We start from the raw sequence: 20872 nt of genomic DNA, 5'->3' as shown, positions 1-20872 counted from the left end.
CCTCCAGGAGCTGTTACTGGCAAAAGTCATAATAATCTAAGTTATATAGAGAAAATATATATTCATTCAACAATTCAATATTGTTGCTTTTTTCCAACTCTATAATTCTAAAAATATCATCCCTTTTTAGGAATGGTATCGTGAATTTTTCAATGTATTTCTTTTGGTAACTTACATATCCAGAACTAATGAAATAGCTTGTACAGAGCATAAATATTTTAGTGAGTTGAGAGTTCAATATAATCTCTAGGGCTTTAAGTCCATCATTGGGTAAAGATTCTTCCTTTAAACCATAAATGGCATACCCATTAAAAAAAAGAGCACGATCATTCACTAAGTTGAAATTAGGCTCAAGCGAATTTGTGGGGAATAATATTTTCTTTTGGAAACGATTTAAAGATTGACTTCTTCCATATTTATACCAATTTGAATCAGTACTATTAATACCACTTCGTTTACACAACTCTTCTTTTGCATCCAATAAATAGTTGTATGTGTTAGGTTCATTTTTGGATATGTAGTCGATAGATTTTAAAATAGCTTTATTTTTCTGTATTGTATAAGGATAAATTATATATGAGTAGTTTAAATTCCCTTTTCTTTGACCTGAACCTTTGAATATTTTTACAACACTTTCTTTTTCAATTAGATACTCATTATTATTAAATATTTTCACCATATACTTATTGTCGATCAGGTCAGTTTTATCAACTAAATATAACTTATCTTTTTGAGTAGCTATCCCTGTTGAAATATCTAAAGTATATAATTGAGATTGTACTTGATTTACTAGTCGTTCTTCCTTATTGTCCATTAAATTTATAGAATCTTGTGTTATATTTTTAGGCGATAAGACTTTCCAATCACTATTCTCTAAGTACATTAACGATTCTGTATCGTTAGGTAATGATTTATATAAAATTTTGTTTTTTTGATGACTAAGTTCTACTGCCATAGAGTATGTGCCTACTCCATCAAATATTTTATTAGCATTGAAGTTTACAATTCTTTGAATATTATTATTTTCAAGTAAATAACTCCTTAAATTTTGTGCTGATTTAATTTTCAAAAGATAATTAGGAACCAATTGTAAAGATATTCCATTTTCGTTTAACAACGAAATAGATAGTTCTATAAACGCATAATATAAGTTATAATTAGACTTAATAGTCTCAAAATTATATATTAAAAATCTCTGTATGAACTAGGGATATTTTGCTGTTTTACATATGGGGGATTTCCAACAATTAAATCAAACTTAACAATATTACTTTGGTTATTTATAAAATGTTTTAGAGTATCTACATTGAATAAGTTAAACTTTATATTTTGGGGGTTTTCTCCAAAATATAGTGATAGCAAGAACAAATTTAACTTTGTAAAATAAATATTCTCTTTTTTTACATCATATCCATATAAATTATTTTCAATAAAATCAACTATCGACATTTCTGGATACTTTTCTTTTAACAATAAAATTAAACCAACAAAAAAGGCACCATTCCCAACCGATAAATCAGCAATCTTATAATTTTTAACATATTCGAGAGGTAATGATAGTACATCTTTATACATATACTTAACAATAGGGATAGGGGTGAACGTGATACCATCTGATTTAGCATCATTTATAGAGAAATTGTGTCTTAGTATCGATGTGATATCTAAAATATCAGGATCAAAAAGGTTATTCGACTTACTTTTACTGATTATTTCTTGGATATATTTATTTTTGATGACTTGGGGGTCAATTTTTTTAGCTAACAGGCTGGTAATGTAATTTGTTTGTACTTCATTTAAAATATCTAGCATATTAAACTCCTTTACTAATCAAATTATAACTCCAGGAGTTATAATATGTCAAGAATATAAAGGACGATAATTATGATATTTTTTAACTTACATGAAATTTTAAAAAAAGAAAATATGTCACAAAATAAATTTTCAAAGATAAGTGGTGTTAGGCCAAATACTATTAATAATATCTGCAATAATAACCTTAAACGCTTCGAATTGGCTACTCTTGAAAAAATAATGGCTGTATTGTTTCCTATGGGATATAAAATTGAAGATGTTATTACATATAAAGATAGATAGGGGATACGGTATGTTTAGTGATTTTAAAGATTTTAATAAGAATGAAAGTTTTGCAAGATTACAGAATCGAGTGAATAATATTCAAGAACTTATGAATAGCGCTGTTCAATATAAGATGTATAGAAATCCATATACAGATGAGATTGTTACAGGTACAACTAAAGGAAGTACTTTTGAAGATGGATTAGCAGCTAAAACTTCTCTAATAAGATCTCAAAAATTAATTTATGAATTACATGAGTATATAAAAGATGAGTTTATTAGTTATGGTATTAAGCCTAGTTTAGTGTTTCCACCTAAGAACAAAGCTAAGCCAGAGATCACCATTAGCGGAAGGTTTAAGCAAAAACAGCAGGATGTTTGCATTGTACCTGACGATATTGATAATAAATTAGAAAAAATAGATTGGGGTATTTTGAAACATAGTAATAAAGAATCGAAATATGGTTCTTACAAAGAAGAAAGAATATTGTGTGTCAATCTAAGAAGTCAACTAAGTAGTTTAAATAAAAATACAGATACATTGTTTGAGAGAATGATTGCAGAGCCACTAAACCTTCATCTTCAATACCCTAAGCTGGTAACTGGAGAATTATACATGATTCCCGTTTTTGAGTATGATGAGACTGCAATGCATCAAAACAAAGTAAAGTTTAAAAATAAAGTAACAAATCTAGCTAAATATATATCATTTTTTAGTGAACTAAATGGTTATAGTTCAACCAACGTTGAAAAAGAACCATTCAAATATAATCATGCAGGTCTTTTGATTGTTGATTTTAGTAGAGAAATACCTAAAATATATACATGTACAGACGAACTCAAGCAAGATAACCTCATTGAACAAGACTATTCACTAGAATTGGCTGAGATTTCACCCATAGACTTACCCTATAAGTTATTAAAAGAATATAAAACTTTTCATGATGAAGGATACATTTTGAAATAAATCACTAAGAAAAATACAAAGCGTTTATCATCGGAAAACCACAAAATGGCGAGCACTATGAAGCGTATAAACGCACGTGGCAAGCGATGTTAGAAGACTTGGACTTACATGACCTTCCCGTCTTCTATAACGCAAGCTTCGGTCATAATGAACCAAAATGTATTATCCCATACGGTGCAACTGCTTCTCTCAATGTCTCTAACAAAACCTTCACGATTCATGATAACGCCTGTGAGTAAACAAACAGCATGCCGTGTACAAAGTTTGTTGTACATGACATGCTGTTTTATGTAGCACTCTAATATTGTGGGCCATTCTCTACCGCAACGACATATCCATTTTTCGTATGGACATAAATACTGAAGCCGTTATTCGGATTGTTGTCATACAACATCGGACTGCCACCACCGATTTTAGGGTCGCCGTGGAAGTTTGTGAATGCCTGTGTTGTGACATTATCCGGTGTGACATAAACAGAGATCACCTTGTCGTCAGCACCGTACAGTACACCGATGTTATTGTACCTTATCAGGCGTTTGCCGCTGAGTTGTACCGTGCCGGTAGACTGCCCTGTCGTCAGTTCTACTTGATGGCGTGTCATACCGACATCAATCCCATTATATCCACCGACATGTGGTTCATTCATAAAGTTCGCACTGAAGCTATCCGACAAGACATCAATGTTTGTTGTACGTTCTGCACGTTGCTGTTGGTTCGGTCCAGTGATTAACGCCGTAGCCGGGGTGTCTGTGTCATTCTGCATTTGCTGAGATGTCTGTGCACTTTGGTTCGATCCCATATTGTTATAGATTTGAAGCCCCGCAAATGCTAATCCTGCTAACAGTATCAATACGCCGAGAATACCGAATATCCACGGCCATGGACTGCGCTTTTTCGGTTCAGCATACGCAACCATTCTGCCAGCAACGGGGTGCCCGCATCGATTACAAAATTTTTGATTTTCTGACAGCTGATTCCCGCATCTTGTACAATATTTCATGTTTATCTCCACCTATATTTATTACTCTGGGTCACCGTTCTCATCATACTTCGTGACGGTACCATCTGGATCAATAATATAAGAACCTGCTAACTCTCCTGTTGCTTTATCAATGATTGAGAAGCCCCAACTACCATCTGATTGCTGTTCTGGTTCTTTGAATGTATATGTGTCCGTATCTAAATATTCCCCTTCATAGTCTTCCACTAAGTCAATGACATTGTCACGTGTCACTGATGTGTCGGAGTCATCACTTGATGAACTTGAAGGTCTCTCTACATCAAAGCCTTCAAATGCTTCAGCCGCACTTGGTTCTGGTGTACTGTGTGTGATGTACTGTGCGACATAATTAATATCGGACTGTGCTGAATTTTTAATCGTTACAGTACGTCCTTGATCGATTATTTTTTGAGATTCTCTTAATGAAAAATCATCTTCAAACCAGCCATCATCATGAAAATGACCCGGTGCATCAAAAAATGTCACTGTGCCATCATTGTTATCTCTGAATGTCACACTACCCGCCGCTGTTACGGATGGACTTAACACGATTGTGCCATCAGGATAATTCACTGTCGCATCTGGATTATAAGGATTAACAAGCGTACCCGATGCATCTATCGGTGTATATGACACATCATTCATACTCGTAAATACTGATAAGTTGTCTCTATCTGTTAACCAGATTTGCGCATAGTATTCCCGTGTGTTTTTATCATAAATATATGACCCTTGATCATTCGTATTTTGTTGATGATTTTGATTGCTTTGTCCGTCTTGATGAGTGTTTTGATTTTTTGTATGATTTGTTGACTGATTGTTATTTTGATTATTTGGCGCCAACAAGTTGCACCCTGTCAACAATAGCGTACTTGCGACAACACCAATGAGAATGGATTGTTTTTTCATAAAGGCCCCCCACGAATCTTTTTATAAATTAATTATACATTGTACAAGGTAAATTAATAAACCACCTTTTGTAGATATTTTCGTCAAATATTAAAAAACTGCCGATATTGGGCGTACCCTTATCGACAGTTTTTCAATTTTATATGTGATGTATTCCTCATTCTTTACACTGGCTGCCCTTTTTCATCGTACTTCGTGACGGTACCGTCTGTATCGATAATGTATGACCCTTTAAGGTTCCCGGACTTATCTAAAATTGAAAAGCCCCATCGGCCGTCTGACATTTGTTCCGGCTCTTTATACGTATACATGTCTGTATCTAACATATGACCTTCATAGTCTTCTACTAAGTCGATAACGTTGTTACGTGTGACTGTTGTGCTTGATGAAGATGCGCTTGACGATGCACTACTTGATCCATTGCTTGAATTCGTCGTTCCCGATGAAATCGGTGTACTGTTTTCAATATGTTCCGCCACAAAATCAATATCTGATTGTGATACATCCTTAATTGGATAAGTTTGACCGCTATTCATCATTTTTTGCGTTTCACTTAATGAATAATCGTCATCCTCAATCCATTGAAGATCTTGGAACTTCGTTGGGACATCATAAACTGTGATTGTTCCATCATCATTATCTTTAAATGTGATAGAGCCTCCCGCTGTTGGCGTTGGCATTAATTGCATCGTGCCTTGTGGGAACGTTGCTGATGCATCTGCATTATTGTAATTCACTGGTTCTCCTGAGCGATCATAAACGCCATATGACAATGACAAATTATCGAAACTCTCCATATCGTTTCTTACACTCAACCAAATTTGTGCATAGTATTCTCGTGTGTTTTTTTGGTACACATGGTCGATTGAACGACTTTTACTTTGTTGGACTTCGTTGTTTTCAGATGTGTTATTTTTTTGTGTTTCGTTGCTTGTTTGTACTTCATTTTTCGTATTTTGATCTTGTTGCGTCTTTTCTTTATCTTTTTGACTCGCTGTTTGTGTCTCAGATTGTGATGTTTTTTCTGAGTTGTTATTTAAAAAACCACATCCTGCAAGTAACATTGTACTGGCCACGACTCCGATGAACATATTTTGCTTTTTCATAACAAACCTCCATTGAGTATTTCATTAATTTAATTATACAACATTTTAGTTTGTTATTGTGGCTTTTTATAACATCCAGACAATAAGTCACATTTTTAATTATTGACGGATTGTAAGAAGAATTTTGCGTGTTTGTAATGATACACAACTTTTGAATAATCAAATGGGATGCCTGTCGCTAAGTAAACGACTTGTTCCATATAAAGACCGGGCGATAACAGCGGTAAGTCTAACATGTCCGCTTCTGCCTCGTTCAATTGGTCAATGACTAAGTAGACGTCCGCAAAGCTAATATTTATCTTATAGGCTGTTTCTAAATAATGAAAAATAGACTGCTCGGCAATTTCTTTATTCAAATATGGAACAACTTGGACAGGAAAGTATGACACTTCCTTACATAACTTCTCTTCATCCATATACACGAGTCGTTCGACTAAGTAGACAGGCGCCCCTGCTTCGATATGCAAGTTGTTGGCGACGTCTTCGTCCGCAACAGTCTTTTCAACATTCAATACGTCATAGCGAATATTGCTGTCTTGGAAGTTGGCGCTGAAGCCACTTGTGACAAGTAAACTCATATAACCTTCACGTCGTTGGCGTCTAACGAAAATGCCACTACCACGTTGTTGGAATATCGCACCACGTTTTTCAAGGGTATCCAATGCCTTGCTAATGGTACTTCTGCTGACATTGTAACGCTTTGTCAATGTATCTAAGCTATCCAATTTTGTCCCTTGCGCCAAGTTATGTTCATGAATATGTTGTTCAATTTCATATGCGATTTGTTGATATTTATTCACGGCTGTTACTCCTTTATTCAAGCTTTCACTCATTATACACAATTCAACATAGTTACGCACTTGAATAATTGTACCAGTACAATTATAATGTTGATTAATAATTATGGTGAGAACAAAGAAATGAGGAGGCAATATCATGGCATTACCAAAAGATTTCTTATGGGGTGGCGCATTCGCTGCACATCAATTTGAAGGTGGTTGGGACAAGGACGGCAAAGGTCCTTCAGTAGTAGACGTCTTAACTTCAGGAGCACACGGTGTTCCACGACGCATTACAGAAAAAGTAGAACCAAATGAATTCTATCCAAACCATGAAGCTGTTGATTTTTATTCTAACTATAAAGAAGATATCGCCTTATTTGCGGAAATGGGCATCAAAGTTTTAAGAACATCTATTAGTTGGACACGTATTTTCCCAAAAGGTGATGAAGCAGAACCAAACGAAGCAGGTCTTCAATTTTATGATGATGTCTTTGATGAATTATTAAAACATGGTATCAAACCAGTCATTACGTTAAGCCACTTCGAAATTCCACTTCACATAGCAAGAGAATACGGTGGTTTCAGAAGTCGTAAGGTGGTTGACTTCTTTGAACACTTCGCAAAAGTCGTATTTGAACGCTATAAAGACAAAGTGGAATATTGGATGACATTCAATGAAATTAACAACCAAATGGATGTGAATAACCCATTATTCTTATGGACAAATGCAGGGATTGAAATTCAGCCAGGTGAAGATGCGCGCAGTGTGATGTATCAATCAGCACACCATCAATTACTCGCAAGCGCAAAAGCTGTCATTGCGGGGCATGAAATCAATCCAAATTTCAAAATTGGTGCAATGGTATCTCACGTGACAGTCTATCCCTACTCATGTCACCCGAAAGACATTATGGCAGCAGAAATCGCAAACAGAGAGCGTTTCTTCTTCCCAGACGTACAAGTGCGTGGGAAATATCCAATGTACGCCTTGAAAGAACTCGACCGTCTTGGTGTTACACTACCAATTGTGCCGGGCGACGAAGAAATTCTTGCGCAAGGTACCGTAGACTACTTAGCATTCAGTTACTACATGTCTACAACAGTCAAACATGACGTTCAAAACAACGAAACAGACAATATTGCGAACGGTGGGCTACCAAACGGTGTGAAAAACCCTTATATCAGCGCTTCTGATTGGGGTTGGGAAATCGACCCAGACGGCTTACGTTACGTCTTAAACACATTGTACAATCGCTACCAAATTCCATTGTTCATTGTTGAAAATGGCTTCGGTGCGGTCGATGAATTAACAGAAGACAACACTGTGCACGATGCATCTCGTATTGATTACTTCAAAAATCATATTCAAGCGATGAAAGATGCGGTGGAATTAGACGGTGTTGACCTACTCGGTTACACACCTTGGGGCATTATGGATATCGTATCATTTACAACAGGCGAAATGAAAAAACGTTACGGCATGATTTACGTAGATCGTGATAATGAAGGTAACGGCTCAATGAAACGCTACAAAAAAGATTCATTCGATTGGTACAAAAACGTCATTGCAACGAATGGGGAATCATTATAATCAATGTTATGAGGGGGAGTGGGACAGAAATCTTTATTACTATAAAAGATTTCGTCGTCCCACCCCGGCAAGGGTGACTAGAAGTGAAAAGAGTTTTCAAAAACGCATTTTCACTTTAGACACCTACTGCCACTATACTTATATCTATATTCAAAAGGAAGGAACTGTTTCAGCCCCCTCTTTTTCGAAAGGATGAAAAAGGCATGCAAGACATTCAATTAATCGCTTTAGATTGTGATGGCACACTCATTAATGATCAAGGACATATCACTGAACGAACACAACAGGCACTGATTACTGCTCAAAAACAAGGGATTAAAGTAGCATTGGTTTCTGGTCGTCCTCGTACGGGCTTTCATTATGAGACTGAGGAGTTACAACTCCATCAACATCACGGCTTGATTGGTGCTTATAACGGGGGACTTGTTCTTGATGTTACAACAGGAGAAACACGCTTTAAAAAAGGGATTGACCTAGCAGAAGCACGTGAATTTTTAACAGCCATACAAGACTTAAACTTGACTTACATTGTAGATCACGATGGTAAACTATATACAAATACACCAGACAATCAATATGTTCAACATGAATCTCGTGCACATCGCTTAGAGCTTATCTACGAACCAAAGTTACATGAGATAATTGACTTCCATCCAGTCAAAATTTTATTAACACAAGATCCTGACTATATTGATGGTATTGCGACAGAAATTCAAGGTTTTTGCGGTGACACGCTTCATACGATTCGTTCGACACCCTTTTACTTGGAAATCACCGCAAACGGCGTGAACAAATCCAATGCGTTAGACCATATATGCCAAGCAATCGGCATTCGAAAGCAAAACGTCATCGCATTTGGCGATCAGCTCAACGATATGGAAATGTTAAACGATGCAGGCATTGGTGTTGCGATGGGTAATGCAACACAAGAAATTAAGGACATTGCAGATATCATCACTGACGATAACAACCACGATGGCATCGCAGTGGTGGTAGAACAGATACTCGATGCACGGATGCGGTAAGTCTACCGTGTGAGTAACTTTAGACTTACGGACGTCTTAGAACGTAAAAAAAGCAACTTCTCATAAAGGAAGTTGCTTTTTTTGATTTGATTAGTCTTCTACTACAAACTCAACAGATGCTTCGAATTTTACATCTTTACCTAACATCACACCACCTGTTTCTAATGCTTGGTTAAATGTAATGTCATAGTTTTCACGGTTGATTTTACCCGTTACGATGAATCCTGTTACTTGTGAACCGTCTAATGGGTTTTTGCTTACGCCGTTGAATTCTACATCGAATGTTTCTTCACGTGTAACACCTTTGATTGTTAAGTCACCTGTCACGCTGTCTTCACTTACTTTTTTAGTAACGAATGTAATGGTGCTGAACTCTTCAGTTGCGAAGAAGTCACCTGATCTTAAGTGATTGTCACGATCTTCATTAGCAGTGTTGATTGATTTTGGATCAATTGTTACGTTTGCTTGAAGTGTGCTCAAGTCATTGATGTCACCTTCAACATTTACTGCGAAGTCATCGAAGCTTCCTTTTGTACGTGAAACCATTAAGTGTTTAATTTGAAAATCTAAATCGCTATGTGCTTTATCAAAAGTAAATTTTGTCATGATAATTCCTCCAAATAATTAAGTATAAATTTTATATTAGAGTCAGTTTATCAACTTTATTTGAATAATGCAATGATTTTATCTCGAAATCGTAATATTTTTTATTATTTAAAAAGAGATCGCTTTACACGACCCCTTTTCACTTCAGATTAAACGGTTATTTTACCATTGTCAGATGGTCTGAGTAAGGCAATAATTGCTTCAATAATAGCAATCACGCCTGGAATACCTGTCCAACAAAATAGCAAGTACAAGACACCCCAGCCTGTTTTTTTCGCATAAAATTTATGTGCACCAAGACCTCCTATAAAGAATGCAAGTAGTACATATGCAAATTTATCCACTACCATACGATCAACTCCTTCTATCTTTTATCATATATATTTTATTTGATTTGACCTCACATATCAATTCTGTACTTCTTCCAGCACACCATCTTCCATGTGATACACTTTGTCGCAATATGATGTCAGTCGCTCATCATGGGTCACAACGATACACGTTTTATTTTGTTCTTTAGACTGTTCTTTTAAAATACGCATGACTTCCATCGCATTTTCCGTATCCAATGCAGCAGTAGGCTCATCTGCTAAAATAATTGATGGTTTTGTATACAATGCTTTCGCAATCGCCACACGTTGTTTTTGACCGCCTGATATTTCACTTGGAAGTTTGTTTTCAATCGCATCCAAATTCAACTGTTTCATCAGCTTTTGATACGCTTCTTCACTCAAGATATCCTTCTTCTGTTTTGCCAACAACTTGAATTGTTGTTTCACCGTTAAAAACGGCACCAAGTTCGTTGCTTGTAGAATAAAACCAATCTCCTGCATACGTGTTTGTGCGAGCGCTTTTTGAGACATTTTGGAAATATCTTGATTATTAATTAAAATATCACCAGAAGTCGGTGTTTGTAGCGCACCGGCCATCGTCAAAAACGTACTCTTACCAGAACCTGAAGGCCCAATAATCGCAATTAATTCATTCTTCTCAAACTTCAATGATGTTGGCTTCACAGCTTGTATCGTTTGATTCCCATCTTTAAAATCCTTCGTTACATTTTTAAATTCCAACATGTCATTTTCACCTTCCTTTACCCAATTGCTTTCAATGGATCTACCTTTCGAATCGTCAATATTGAAAATAAGCTACCAATCAGTGACACAACGATAAGCACCACCCCATAAATAATAAGCGTTACTGTGTCGAACTTAATAGGAACTGCACTTGGCAAAAAGGCACCAGTTAGTAGTGTTAAACCTAAACCAATCAATGTTCCAATTAATGAAATAATGAACGTTTGTGATAGCACGACTTTCGCTAAATAACCATTTGTGAAGCCTTGTGCTTTTAATACACCAAATAAGCTTGTTTTTTGTAGTGTCATGACATACAAGAAAATACCGATAACTGTCGCAGAGATCACAAACAAGAATGAAATCATAAAGTTTAATGTTAAATTCTGTGCTTGATAGCCTGGTAAATTTTCAATAAAGCTTTCAATTTCGATTGCTTCCAAATCACTCTCTATTGTTTTCTTCTCCCAGTTCTTATCTTTAACAACAACTGCATTTGTCACTTCATCATTTAAAGAAGGATTCAGTTTTTCAATTGTGGCATCATTTCCAAACAACACCGGTGATGCGTTGTACTTCGCACTTTCACTAAATCCAACAATTTTAACCGTTTCATCAGATTGTGATAGAGAAAGTGTGTCTCCCACTTTGAATCCTTTTTCTTTTAACGTTTCATCCGCAATGACTTCATTGTCAGCCTTAAATGGCTTTCCTTCAATTATTTTTGGAATTAAAAATGATTGTTTTTCTACACCGAATAATAAAGCATTCTCTTCCTTATCACTATTCGATACGATAACTCCGGCCTGTTTTAACGTAGCTTGTTTGTCATAGACGTCCTTCACATCCTCTTTTTCAAACAATGATTGTTGTACGGTTTGATTCGCATCTTTATTTAGGATAATCGCATCTGCTTGCCAGCGATCAATCCCTTCTCTATTCATATTCATCAGCCCACTCGCCAGACCAGATAGTAAAAACAGCAAATAACTAATCATGATCAGCACACCGATAATAAGACCAAACTTTAATTTATTGCGTTTAATTTCATTCCAAGCTAAAAACATATACGCCCTTCTTTCTTCTTCATATATTGATATATTCCCAAAAATAAGCAAAATCATGTAGAGATTTCATTTTAAAAACATCCAGATTTTTAGAAGCCTAATGCTTTATATCTTATCAACATTTATGAATAGATGCAGTAATATCGGCTTCGTTCACGTAAAAAGAGACCTGCACCAAAACTTCAACACTTTACTATTTTGATATAATGAACATGTAGTAACCACAGAATCTAAACTTTCCTAATTTTTCTTTTTCTGGACGAAGTGTTATAATGTAATAGAAGAGTGTTCCAATCATATCATACACCAAAACCCCCACACTACTGTTACTAGTGTGGGGGTTTATTTGGTTTGGCTTCATCGTCTATTTTTTCTCGTCTCGTTTACGTAGCCAATGCGCAAACAAGGCAACTATACAACCACTTATTACTGTGGTTGCGACATGAAAGAGTGTCCCGATCATATACATCCACCCCCTTTCTACGTCATTTGACGTCTAAAGGATAGACGACTTACTTTTATATTAAACTGTTTCACACTTTTTAGTCGAACTCCATTCTTTTAATTTCTGTATAGTATTTCTGATTTTCCCTTTATAATATTCGACTAACAAACATTGTCATATCAATATTCCTTACTATTTAACTGCTTTATAAATTTTACAGTTTTTCATATTATTTATGCTATCCAAACACAGAATCTAAACTTTCCTAATTTTTCTTTTTCTGGACGAAGTGTTATAATGTAATAGAAGAGTGTTCCAATCATATCATACACCAAAACCCCCACACTACTGTTACTAGTGTGGGGGTTTATTTGGTTTGGCTTCATCGTCTATTTTTTCTCGTCTCGTTTACGTAGCCAATGCGCAAACAAGGCAACTATACAACCACTTATTACTGTGGTTGCGACATGAAAGAGTGTCCCGATCATATACATCCACCCCCTTTCTACGTCATTTGACGTCTAAAGGATAGACGACTTACTTTTATATTAAACTGTTTCACACTTTTTAGTCGAACTCCATTCTTTTAATTTCTGTATAGTATTTCTGATTTTCCCTTTATAATATTCGACTAACAAACATTGTCATATCAGTATTTCTTACTATTTAACTACTTTATAAATTTTACAGTTTTTCATATTATTCATGCTATCCAAACACAAAATCTAAACTTTCCTAATTTTTCTTTTTCTGGACGAAGTGTTATAATGTAATAGAAGAATACATCAATCATTTTCAATCCCCAAACCCCCACACTACTGGAACTAGTGTAGGGGTTTATTTGGTTTGGCTTCATCGTCTATTTTTTCTCATCTCGTTTACGTAGCCAATGCGCAAACAAGGCGACTATACAACCACTCATCACTGTGGTCGTTACATGATAGAATACATCGTGCAACTTCAATCCCCCTTTCTACGTCATTTGACGTCTAAAGGATAGACAACTTACTTTTATATTAAACTGTTTCATACTTTTTAGTCGAACTCCAGTTTTCCTGATTTTACTATGTTTAAATAACAATTTATTCATATACTTATGCTCACACCTATCTTTGATATCACAATGATTTGGTCAATTAAACTTGTTTTATACTCTTAACGTTTTTACTGTCTTGACTAAAGTCTACGGAATCTTACTATTTCTAAATTTCGCTAATTTAACACAACTCATTGCTTACCGACTAACTAGCTATTATTTCTGTTATTGTTACTAACTTCCCATGCTGATACGATAATGACACCTTTGAAACAAAAAAGTAGTGAAAAACTTACAATCATAAAGTTTCTCACTACTTCTTATATGCTATTTAATTTTTATCATGTTAAAAATATCTCAGCAATTTGTCTCAAACGGTAACTTTTAATGAACTCCATTCAAAAAATAAGTATGCCGTCAGTCTAAACGCTTTACTTCTCAATCAACTTAAAAAGTGCGAAGAAACTGCACAATGTTTCAATCTCTTACACACTTTTTTGTTGTTACTTTTGTGTTTCTTTAATTTTTTTATTGATCTGCTTGCTTTGTTTTACATTGATTATGAAGAATATGAACCAAATAACAAGAAATATCATTGTGAAAATGATGAATGCACCAACTAATGCCTCTACTTTTAATGGCACCCAATCATTGAGCGTTGAAATAATAAAGAACGCAATGATACTTCCACTAAAGTGAATCAAGAGTTGCAATGCAAGTGGCATACGTTCATTTTGATAGACAATCGGTAAAAAACCACACACTACCCAAATCACATAGAGCCCCAAAACATCTTGAATGCCCATTTGAATATTATATATCGGGATAACAAACAGCGTAATAGAACTACCAATTCCTATTGCCATAAGCATTGATTTTATCATTTTTTTCATAATTTCTCCTCCCTATATTCCTAAACTTTGCATTAATTTTTTAACATACCTTCTAGATATTGTGACTTTTTGTTGATTGGTTAGTGTTGCATACAAATTCCCAGAAAACGAAGGTGCTACTTTTGTAATATAGTCAATATTGACGAGAGATGATTTACTGATCTGTACAAATTGACGGTCTGCTAATGCTTGTTGTAATCGTTGAAGTGTCATTCGTGTTGTGTAAGCATGTTCTGTTGTCACAATCGTCAGTTGCTTTTCAAATATCTCCGCAAAGATAATGTCTGTTTTAAGTACAAGGTGAACACCCTGTTCTGTTTTTACACCAATTTTACTATGCGGTGCTTCGTACTGTTGTATGTACTTCAACAAGTCTGTTCCCAGTGCTGAATCATGCGTGTTAATTGTTACATCTGTGGTGGTTGAATTCGTATCCAAATTTAAATGGACATTGAGTAGTTGTTTCATCATCATCCCTCCTTCACCTATATCGTATGTCTTTTATTCATGCTTGTCAGTAGTTATGGCGCAACCGGTCTGTTTATAGGAATGAGCGGTTATTTAAAATCAAAATCACCTTATAAAATGTAACTATTTGACAAGAATGTAAATCATGTATATGTTAAGAGTAAGTATTATAAATGAAAGGGTGAACCAATTACATGAGCTACTAATCCTATTTTTGAACATAAACAATTGAAGGATTCTCATTATTTGATGTTGTATGAGTCTGTCTTCAACTGTTATTTTTCAGGATAGGATTGTATATCTGTATTGGTATCTAAGGCAGAATTATGCCTTTTAGATGACACCTATGTCGATTAAGACCTCCTATTCTGAATGAAATAGGGGGCATTTTTTGTCTCCACTTATTTTAAGGGGGATTAATTTATGAGCATTTTATTAGAAGCTTCTCACATAAAGTACTCTATCGCAGACCGCTTACTTTTGGACATCGATCATTTACAAGTTTATCAAGGTGAACGCATTGGGCTAGTTGGGCGCAATGGCACTGGAAAGACAACATTACTTCAAATACTCGATCATAGCATTTCGCCTGAACAAGCGACTGTCAGACATTATGCGCAATGTGGACATATACCACAATTAAAGACTGTGCATGCTCACAAAAGCGACGGCGAAGTAACACAAACATATATTCAACAAGCATTGGATAAGAGACCAGAACTATTGCTCGCAGATGAACCAACAGCCAACCTTGATATCACACATATAGAAGCGCTAGAACAGCAATTGAAGAATTGGCATGGAAGCTTTATTATCGTGTCTCATGATCGCTCATTTTTGGACACATTATGTACGACAATATGGGAACTGAAAGATGGAAAAATCAACACGTACAAAGGAAATTACAGCGACTACATGAAACAAAAAGCATTAGAAGAACGACAAGAACAACTAGCCTATCAAGAATATGAAAATCAGAAAAAGCACTTGCAAGAAGCAATCAAACTTAAAAAAATAAAAGCACAACAAGCAACGAAAAAACCGAAAAATCTCAGTGATTCGGATGCGAGACAAAAAGGGATAAACGTCTATTTTGCGAATAAGCAAAAAAAGCTCCAAAAAACTGCAAAGTCATTAGAAACACGATTAAATCAATTGGAGATTAAACACCAACCGAGAATGATTCAACCATTTAAAATGGATATTCTTCATTCCGAATCATTAAACAATCGTATCGTTATTCGAGTGGAAGATCTTACAGGATTAGTTAATAACAAAACCTTATGGAATCCAACCAGTTTCAATATTCGTGGTGGTGAAAAACTAGCAATTATTGGAGATAATGGCGTTGGTAAAAGCACCTTAATTAATAAGATTGTTCATCATGATCCTAATGTTTCACTCTCACCATCAGCTAAAATCGGTTATTTCAGTCAAAATTTAGATATATTAAAACTTGAAAAATCTATATTAGAAAATATTCAAGATTCATCTAAACAAAATGAAACATTGATTCGAACAGTCCTTGCGAGAATGTATTTTTTTAAAGATGATGTTCACAAACGGGTGAAAGTTTTAAGTGGTGGTGAACGCGTAAAGGTTGCACTTGCCAAGATTTTTCTAAGTGACGTTAATATATTAATATTAGATGAGCCAACAAACTTCCTAGATATGGAAGCAGTAGATGCATTTGAATCTTTATTACAAGACTATGAAGGCACTTTAATTTTCGCTTCTCATGATAGACGCTTTATTGAAAAAGTGGCAAATCGAATCCTGATGATTGAGAATCAGGAGGTCAACATATTTGAAAGTGATTTTAACCAGTTTAAATCTGAGCAAATGAAACAAGAAAGAAGTACAACAGAAGATGAAAAAATGATACTTGAGATGAAAATAACGGAGATACTCAGCAGATTAAGTATTGAGCCAACAGATGAATTAGAGCATGAATTTCAAAATCTCATCCAGAAAAAACTTGAACTTGATGATTGATATCAGATAAAAAAAGAATAAGCAAACCGAACTAATCAATAGTTAGTTCGGTTTATTTAATATTATATTCTTGTGATTAACGCCCTTTGAAATACACAAAATAAGAATGACGGATATGTAACCTAAAATCGAAATGAAAGATGCATCGATACCGTATTCGCCACCAGTCAACCAAACATTATCTATTTTGATAATGTACTGAAAAAGACTGTAATCTACTTCAACTCTAGTAACAGTAAATATTCCTGCTATGTTCCAGCACATATGCAAGGCAACACCTGCCCATATAGAATTAAAATAATACGAAGCAGTAGCATACATGGTACCTGCTAAAAATCCTGCTAAAATTAACAAATATAAGTCAATGCCTTCTAATTTACCATTAAATAAGTGCACAATACTGAATAAAAAGGAACTCAAAATGATTGCAAAAACAATATTCGTTTTCTCTTCAACATATTTTAGAAGTATACCTCTAAACACCATTTCTTCCACAATAGGTGCAACTATGCCTGAAATAAACACCGTATACAGTAGCATTTCAATATAATCCGTCATTGAATCTAATTGCGTCACTACAAACTCACCTGGTATAAAAGTGATATAAATCAAATTAACAACTACTGGTAAAATTATACCTAGAATGACACACAATGGGAATATCTTAATATGCGTTATACGATAATCAGACAACTTGCTCTTTAATCCTTTGTTAACGAGCCATTTAATCAACATTACAGTTACAATAAGGTTAGTCACCCCATGCAATACGTACTCTAACCCTTTCCAATTGAAAAAATGCCATAATACCCCTAAATTTTGTGCAAATACTGAAATGCAGAATAGTAATATAACCATACCTAAAATTTTGGCTGTCTTTGCCATCTAATGACCTCTTTCAAAAAATTATGTAGGCAACATTCTATCCGAAAATTTGTCCAAAAGTACCACAGATAACAAGAACAATGATTAAAATAAACCACCATTTTTCATTAGCAAATTCCCAAAAATTCATAGGTAATCTTTCTCTAGAATTTTTAGTCTGCACACCGTTTACTAATTCATCAAGACTTATCTCAAACAGTGTTGCTAATTCATTTAACATCTGAAGGTTAGGCTCCAAAACACCTTGTTCCCACTTTGAAACTGACTGTCGTGTTGTATTCAGTTTTTCTGCCAACGCTTCTTGAGTCAGACCCGCCGCTTTTCGATATTTTCTTATCTGAGTACTAAGTTCCATATATGTCACCTCTCAATAAATTTATCAAAGTTGCATGTCAAATTCTGCATACAATATGGATCATCGTGTCACTCATTTCGATCGTTATGTTATATCTGTTTCGGATTTTACATGTTGTCTCTCTTATTACATAAATAATCAAAGTGATATACAATTTCATCCCAGTTTTCAGAACGATTAATTATTTCAAAACTGTCATCACTTCCGTTAATCATTTCTTTTTCCACCACATAATATATAGTTTTTTCTCTATAAGAAGGCTTCACAATCAAGTACCTATTCTTTTCATTCAAAATAATATATCTTAATTCCAACTTTTCTCTATTAATTCTAAAAGTTGTTCTATCAATAGGAATTTTTAGAATAAAAATAGATTTTAATATATATGAAATTAATATTAAAATCTTGAGTATTCCTAGTCCTGAATTAATTTCAATGGATCTCTCACTCAAATAATCATATCTGACATTATTAAAAAATAACAAAACAAGAAAATAATAAATCCAATACTTTGTAAGTATCAATATATATAAATTAATAATTCTATTTATTGCGGCAACATAATTAACTGATCTACTTGTACCATCCGTGTACTCTTTTTCATTAAAGGTAAATTTATACGTACCTAGCCCCTTATAAATAAATAAAATGATAAGAACTATACATATAAATATAAATGTACATAAAATGAGATGGTCGTATATCAATGAAAATGTATGTAAGACTTTATTCTTCAAATCTTTATTTACAAAATTGCTTAATTTATCTATTCGGTAGCCTAAACACCAAATGATCAATGCTATGCCAAATAATACATAATGAAAAGGTATAGAGAGTCTTTTTTCGACATCATCTTTAAATCTACGATAATAACTTATTATATCTAATGTACTTATTATTAATATCTCCTTTCAACAACTACTTAAAGGTATTTTAGAGAATGCTTCTGCTTATCTGATAGTGATGTGATTCCAAAAAACCGCATCATTTATGGTATGCTTCTCCACGCATGATCTTAAACGCACGATACACTTGCTCCAACAATATCACACGCATCATTTGATGTGGGAAGGTCATTTTACTGAATGACAACGCATAATCGCTACGGTTCATCACATCTTGATGCAGGCCGTTAGAACCACCGATGACAAATGTAAAGTCACTTGTGCCACGCGTCATGCGTTGCTGGATTTCTTGTGCGAGTGCTTCCGAGCTCAACATCTTGCCTTGTATTTCTAATGTAATGACGGTAGATTGTGGTTTGATTTTAGCTAAAATACGTTGTCCTTCTTTGTATTTTACTTGTTCTACTTCTTTATCGCTCATAGTTTCAGGCGCTTTTTCATCAGGAACTTCTACAATGTCTATTTTTGTATAAGTGCCGAGTCGTTTTTCATATTCTGCGATCGCTTGCTTCCAGTATTTTTCTTTCAATTTTCCAACTGCAATTACTGTGATTTTCATTTTATGCTCCTTATGTGTATAATTCGATAAGTTATCCACATGTTATTAACTTATTCACACTATCTCTTCTTTTTATGCATCCTATGTATAGAACAACTATTTAAAAACAAACATTTACCCTTCTTTTTGTGGATAATTCTGTGGATATGTGTATAACTCTGTTGGTAAGCTCTTTATTAACATGTGGATAGTACATTTTGTTGATATTTTTGTGTACAGTTTTGGGGATAATTCATTGCATATTTGTGCATTTATTCATTTATACTATACACAAAAAAGACCATGACGTACACAGCGTTCATTGCTCTGTGATCATCACGGCCTTCATTGTTCAATTTCCTTATAACGTATAGATAGGTGTTGCTTGTTCTTTATCCGTATCACACAATTTTAGTTCATTCGTCGTATCAATATCATGCTCTTGCAATATTTGACCCACGCTCATACGCGCCAAATCTTTCATATTGTTGTCTTGAGACAGATGTGATAGGTAAATGCGTTTCGTCTGACCTGTGATGACATCTCTCATAGCATAGGCCGCATCTTCATTGGATACATGCCCCATATCGCTCAGAATACGTTGCTTCGTCTTCCACGGATAACGTCCCATTCGTAACATATCGACATCATGGTTACTCTCAAATACGAAAGCATCACTACCACGAATCATGCCTTTCATACGATCGGATACATAACCTGTATCTGTGATCAGCGTCAATTTCTTATAATCGTTATGAAAAATATAAAATTGCGGATCAATCGCATCATGAGACACACTGAATGATTCGATATCAAAACCTGCGATTGACTTTGTTTCATATGGTTTAAAAATAAATTTCTGATCTGTTGGAATTTTGCTGTCTTTCTTTTCGATGCACGACCATGTTTTTTCGTTCGCATAAATAGGCAGTCCGTATTTGCGCGCAATTACACCTAATCCTTTAATATGATCGACATGCTCATGTGTCACTAGAATACCGTTCAGGTTTTCAATTTTTCGGTCTATTTGTTCAAATAAGCCTTCCATCTTCTTACCTGTCAAACCTACGTCGACAAGTAGACTGCCTTTGTCATTCTCTATATAAGTGGCGTTTCCTGTGCTACCACTCGCAAGTACACTCAT

Annotated in this window: 25 protein-coding genes and 1 pseudogene; 6 read left to right on the top strand and 20 right to left on the bottom strand. The window is 34.8% G+C overall.

Annotated features, from left to right (window positions below):
• Positions 1–13 precede the first annotated feature (13 nt).
• On the bottom strand, positions 14–1168 hold the full coding sequence (locus C7J88_RS07480; RefSeq protein WP_282956679.1) for an Eco57I restriction-modification methylase domain-containing protein: 1155 nt from the start codon (positions 1166–1168) through the stop codon (positions 14–16).
• A 17-nt stretch (positions 1169–1185) separates the two neighbouring features.
• Positions 1186–1812 carry an N-6 DNA methylase gene (locus tag C7J88_RS07475; protein ID WP_106904265.1) on the bottom strand — a complete coding sequence of 209 codons (627 nt, stop codon included), beginning with the start codon at positions 1810–1812 and terminating at the stop codon, positions 1186–1188.
• Positions 1813–1884: 72 nt separating this feature from the next.
• On the opposite strand from C7J88_RS07475, the gene C7J88_RS10780 reads away from it, so the two are divergent.
• From C7J88_RS10780 to C7J88_RS07460, 3 genes and pseudogenes are all read left to right on the top strand, one after another.
• Entirely contained in the window at positions 1885–2097 is a 213-nt protein-coding gene (locus C7J88_RS10780) for a helix-turn-helix domain-containing protein (RefSeq protein WP_095115003.1), read from the top strand.
• A 10-nt stretch (positions 2098–2107) separates the two neighbouring features.
• A complete protein-coding gene (locus C7J88_RS07465) occupies positions 2108–3046 on the top strand; it encodes a restriction endonuclease (protein WP_095115001.1) in 939 nt (312 codons plus the stop codon).
• Between the two features lie 23 nt (positions 3047–3069).
• Positions 3070–3285 (top strand): annotated as a pseudogene (locus C7J88_RS07460) (LD-carboxypeptidase); the annotation flags it as partial.
• Between the two features lie 59 nt (positions 3286–3344).
• Here the strand turns inward: C7J88_RS07460 and C7J88_RS07455 are convergent.
• From C7J88_RS07455 to C7J88_RS07440, 4 genes are all read right to left on the bottom strand, one after another.
• Positions 3345–4046: a zinc-ribbon domain-containing protein gene (locus C7J88_RS07455; RefSeq protein WP_095114997.1), complete on the bottom strand. Its 702-nt coding sequence runs from the start codon at positions 4044–4046 to the stop codon at positions 3345–3347.
• 21 nt (positions 4047–4067) lie between these two features.
• On the bottom strand, positions 4068–4955 hold the full coding sequence (locus tag C7J88_RS07450; RefSeq protein WP_095114995.1) for a hypothetical protein: 888 nt from the start codon (positions 4953–4955) through the stop codon (positions 4068–4070).
• Between the two features lie 164 nt (positions 4956–5119).
• Positions 5120–6061, bottom strand: coding sequence for a hypothetical protein (locus C7J88_RS07445; protein ID WP_095114993.1), 942 nt, complete (start codon positions 6059–6061; stop codon positions 5120–5122).
• A gap of 95 nt (positions 6062–6156) precedes the next feature.
• Positions 6157–6861 carry a GntR family transcriptional regulator gene (locus C7J88_RS07440; protein ID WP_229709384.1) on the bottom strand — a complete coding sequence of 235 codons (705 nt, stop codon included), beginning with the start codon at positions 6859–6861 and terminating at the stop codon, positions 6157–6159.
• Between the two features lie 136 nt (positions 6862–6997).
• Here C7J88_RS07440 and C7J88_RS07435 point away from each other — a divergent pair, with 136 nt between their 5' ends.
• Entirely contained in the window at positions 6998–8434 is a 1437-nt protein-coding gene (locus tag C7J88_RS07435) for a 6-phospho-beta-glucosidase (RefSeq protein ID WP_371866975.1), read from the top strand.
• 203 nt (positions 8435–8637) lie between these two features.
• On the top strand, positions 8638–9459 hold the full coding sequence (locus C7J88_RS07430) for a Cof-type HAD-IIB family hydrolase (RefSeq protein WP_095114987.1): 822 nt from the start codon (positions 8638–8640) through the stop codon (positions 9457–9459).
• A 90-nt stretch (positions 9460–9549) separates the two neighbouring features.
• On the opposite strand, the gene C7J88_RS07425 is transcribed toward C7J88_RS07430, so the two are convergent.
• The 9 genes from C7J88_RS07425 to C7J88_RS07385 all read right to left on the bottom strand — a co-directional run bounded on the left by C7J88_RS07425 (position 9550) and on the right by C7J88_RS07385 (position 15050).
• Positions 9550–10065, bottom strand: a complete 516-nt coding sequence (locus C7J88_RS07425) for a YceI family protein (protein ID WP_095114985.1) — start codon at positions 10063–10065, stop codon at positions 9550–9552.
• Between the two features lie 149 nt (positions 10066–10214).
• The gene (locus C7J88_RS07420) at positions 10215–10415 is read right to left on the bottom strand and encodes a TM2 domain-containing protein (protein WP_095114983.1); all 201 of its coding nucleotides are present in this window, start codon (positions 10413–10415) and stop codon (positions 10215–10217) included.
• Positions 10416–10472: 57 nt separating this feature from the next.
• Positions 10473–11141, bottom strand: coding sequence for an ABC transporter ATP-binding protein (locus C7J88_RS07415; protein WP_095114981.1), 669 nt, complete (start codon positions 11139–11141; stop codon positions 10473–10475).
• 17 nt (positions 11142–11158) lie between these two features.
• Positions 11159–12208 carry an ABC transporter permease gene (locus C7J88_RS07410; protein ID WP_095114979.1) on the bottom strand — a complete coding sequence of 350 codons (1050 nt, stop codon included), beginning with the start codon at positions 12206–12208 and terminating at the stop codon, positions 11159–11161.
• Between the two features lie 364 nt (positions 12209–12572).
• Positions 12573–12671 (bottom strand): type I toxin-antitoxin system Fst family toxin, encoded by a 99-nt coding sequence (locus C7J88_RS07405; protein ID WP_106904264.1) that lies wholly within the window; start codon positions 12669–12671, stop codon positions 12573–12575.
• A gap of 371 nt (positions 12672–13042) precedes the next feature.
• Positions 13043–13141: a type I toxin-antitoxin system Fst family toxin gene (locus C7J88_RS07400; RefSeq protein ID WP_106904264.1), complete on the bottom strand. Its 99-nt coding sequence runs from the start codon at positions 13139–13141 to the stop codon at positions 13043–13045.
• A 371-nt stretch (positions 13142–13512) separates the two neighbouring features.
• Positions 13513–13611 carry a type I toxin-antitoxin system Fst family toxin gene (locus tag C7J88_RS07395; RefSeq protein WP_106904263.1) on the bottom strand — a complete coding sequence of 33 codons (99 nt, stop codon included), beginning with the start codon at positions 13609–13611 and terminating at the stop codon, positions 13513–13515.
• 581 nt (positions 13612–14192) lie between these two features.
• Complete coding sequence (locus C7J88_RS07390; protein WP_095114975.1) at positions 14193–14582, bottom strand: DUF3021 domain-containing protein; 390 nt, start codon at positions 14580–14582, stop codon at positions 14193–14195.
• Between the two features lie 12 nt (positions 14583–14594).
• A complete protein-coding gene (locus C7J88_RS07385) occupies positions 14595–15050 on the bottom strand; it encodes a LytTR family DNA-binding domain-containing protein (protein ID WP_157728649.1) in 456 nt (151 codons plus the stop codon).
• Positions 15051–15473: 423 nt separating this feature from the next.
• On the opposite strand from C7J88_RS07385, the gene C7J88_RS07380 reads away from it, so the two are divergent.
• Positions 15474–17045 carry a Vga family ABC-F type ribosomal protection protein gene (locus C7J88_RS07380; protein ID WP_095114971.1) on the top strand — a complete coding sequence of 524 codons (1572 nt, stop codon included), beginning with the start codon at positions 15474–15476 and terminating at the stop codon, positions 17043–17045.
• Positions 17046–17087: 42 nt separating this feature from the next.
• On the opposite strand, the gene C7J88_RS07375 is transcribed toward C7J88_RS07380, so the two are convergent.
• The 5 genes from C7J88_RS07375 to C7J88_RS07355 form a co-directional block, all read right to left on the bottom strand.
• On the bottom strand, positions 17088–17930 hold the full coding sequence (locus C7J88_RS07375; protein WP_095114968.1) for a CPBP family intramembrane glutamic endopeptidase: 843 nt from the start codon (positions 17928–17930) through the stop codon (positions 17088–17090).
• Positions 17931–17967: 37 nt separating this feature from the next.
• On the bottom strand, positions 17968–18285 hold the full coding sequence (locus C7J88_RS07370; RefSeq protein ID WP_095114966.1) for a helix-turn-helix domain-containing protein: 318 nt from the start codon (positions 18283–18285) through the stop codon (positions 17968–17970).
• A gap of 107 nt (positions 18286–18392) precedes the next feature.
• Complete coding sequence (locus C7J88_RS10440) at positions 18393–18809, bottom strand: hypothetical protein (RefSeq protein WP_159031411.1); 417 nt, start codon at positions 18807–18809, stop codon at positions 18393–18395.
• A gap of 460 nt (positions 18810–19269) precedes the next feature.
• Positions 19270–19749: a 23S rRNA (pseudouridine(1915)-N(3))-methyltransferase RlmH gene (gene rlmH / locus C7J88_RS07360; RefSeq protein ID WP_095114962.1), complete on the bottom strand. Its 480-nt coding sequence runs from the start codon at positions 19747–19749 to the stop codon at positions 19270–19272.
• Positions 19750–20089: 340 nt separating this feature from the next.
• A complete protein-coding gene (locus tag C7J88_RS07355; RefSeq protein WP_095114960.1) occupies positions 20090–20872 on the bottom strand; it encodes an MBL fold metallo-hydrolase in 783 nt (260 codons plus the stop codon).

It is taken from the genome of Staphylococcus muscae (genome assembly GCF_003019275.1).
Taxonomy (GTDB): Bacteria; Bacillota; Bacilli; order Staphylococcales; family Staphylococcaceae; genus Staphylococcus; species Staphylococcus muscae.
Note: the sequence above shows the minus strand (reverse complement) of the source record. Positions and strands in the feature narration are given on the sequence as shown.

Bases quoted from the DNA above. Each gene is read 5' to 3' on its own strand.
- C7J88_RS07475 (WP_106904265.1), bottom strand. From the start codon at position 1,812: ATGCTAGATATTTTAAATGAAGTACAAACAAATTACATTACCAGCCTG.
- C7J88_RS10780 (WP_095115003.1), top strand. From the start codon at position 1,885: ATGATATTTTTTAACTTACATGAAATTTTAAAAAAAGAAAATATGTCA.
- C7J88_RS07465 (WP_095115001.1), top strand. From the start codon at position 2,108: ATGTTTAGTGATTTTAAAGATTTTAATAAGAATGAAAGTTTTGCAAGA.
- C7J88_RS07455 (WP_095114997.1), bottom strand. From the start codon at position 4,046: ATGAAATATTGTACAAGATGCGGGAATCAGCTGTCAGAAAATCAAAAA.
- C7J88_RS07450 (WP_095114995.1), bottom strand. From the start codon at position 4,955: ATGAAAAAACAATCCATTCTCATTGGTGTTGTCGCAAGTACGCTATTG.
- C7J88_RS07445 (WP_095114993.1), bottom strand. From the start codon at position 6,061: ATGAAAAAGCAAAATATGTTCATCGGAGTCGTGGCCAGTACAATGTTA.
- C7J88_RS07435 (WP_371866975.1), top strand. From the start codon at position 6,998: ATGGCATTACCAAAAGATTTCTTATGGGGTGGCGCATTCGCTGCACAT.
- C7J88_RS07430 (WP_095114987.1), top strand. From the start codon at position 8,638: ATGCAAGACATTCAATTAATCGCTTTAGATTGTGATGGCACACTCATT.
- C7J88_RS07425 (WP_095114985.1), bottom strand. From the start codon at position 10,065: ATGACAAAATTTACTTTTGATAAAGCACATAGCGATTTAGATTTTCAA.
- C7J88_RS07420 (WP_095114983.1), bottom strand. From the start codon at position 10,415: ATGGTAGTGGATAAATTTGCATATGTACTACTTGCATTCTTTATAGGA.
- C7J88_RS07415 (WP_095114981.1), bottom strand. From the start codon at position 11,141: ATGTTGGAATTTAAAAATGTAACGAAGGATTTTAAAGATGGGAATCAA.
- C7J88_RS07410 (WP_095114979.1), bottom strand. From the start codon at position 12,208: ATGTTTTTAGCTTGGAATGAAATTAAACGCAATAAATTAAAGTTTGGT.
- C7J88_RS07405 (WP_106904264.1), bottom strand. From the start codon at position 12,671: ATGATCGGGACACTCTTTCATGTCGCAACCACAGTAATAAGTGGTTGT.
- C7J88_RS07400 (WP_106904264.1), bottom strand. From the start codon at position 13,141: ATGATCGGGACACTCTTTCATGTCGCAACCACAGTAATAAGTGGTTGT.
- C7J88_RS07390 (WP_095114975.1), bottom strand. From the start codon at position 14,582: ATGAAAAAAATGATAAAATCAATGCTTATGGCAATAGGAATTGGTAGT.
- C7J88_RS07385 (WP_157728649.1), bottom strand. From the start codon at position 15,050: ATGAAACAACTACTCAATGTCCATTTAAATTTGGATACGAATTCAACC.
- C7J88_RS07380 (WP_095114971.1), top strand. From the start codon at position 15,474: ATGAGCATTTTATTAGAAGCTTCTCACATAAAGTACTCTATCGCAGAC.
- C7J88_RS07375 (WP_095114968.1), bottom strand. From the start codon at position 17,930: ATGGCAAAGACAGCCAAAATTTTAGGTATGGTTATATTACTATTCTGC.
- C7J88_RS07370 (WP_095114966.1), bottom strand. From the start codon at position 18,285: ATGGAACTTAGTACTCAGATAAGAAAATATCGAAAAGCGGCGGGTCTG.
- rlmH (WP_095114962.1), bottom strand. From the start codon at position 19,749: ATGAAAATCACAGTAATTGCAGTTGGAAAATTGAAAGAAAAATACTGG.
- C7J88_RS07355 (WP_095114960.1), bottom strand. From the start codon at position 20,872: ATGAGTGTACTTGCGAGTGGTAGCACAGGAAACGCCACTTATATAGAG.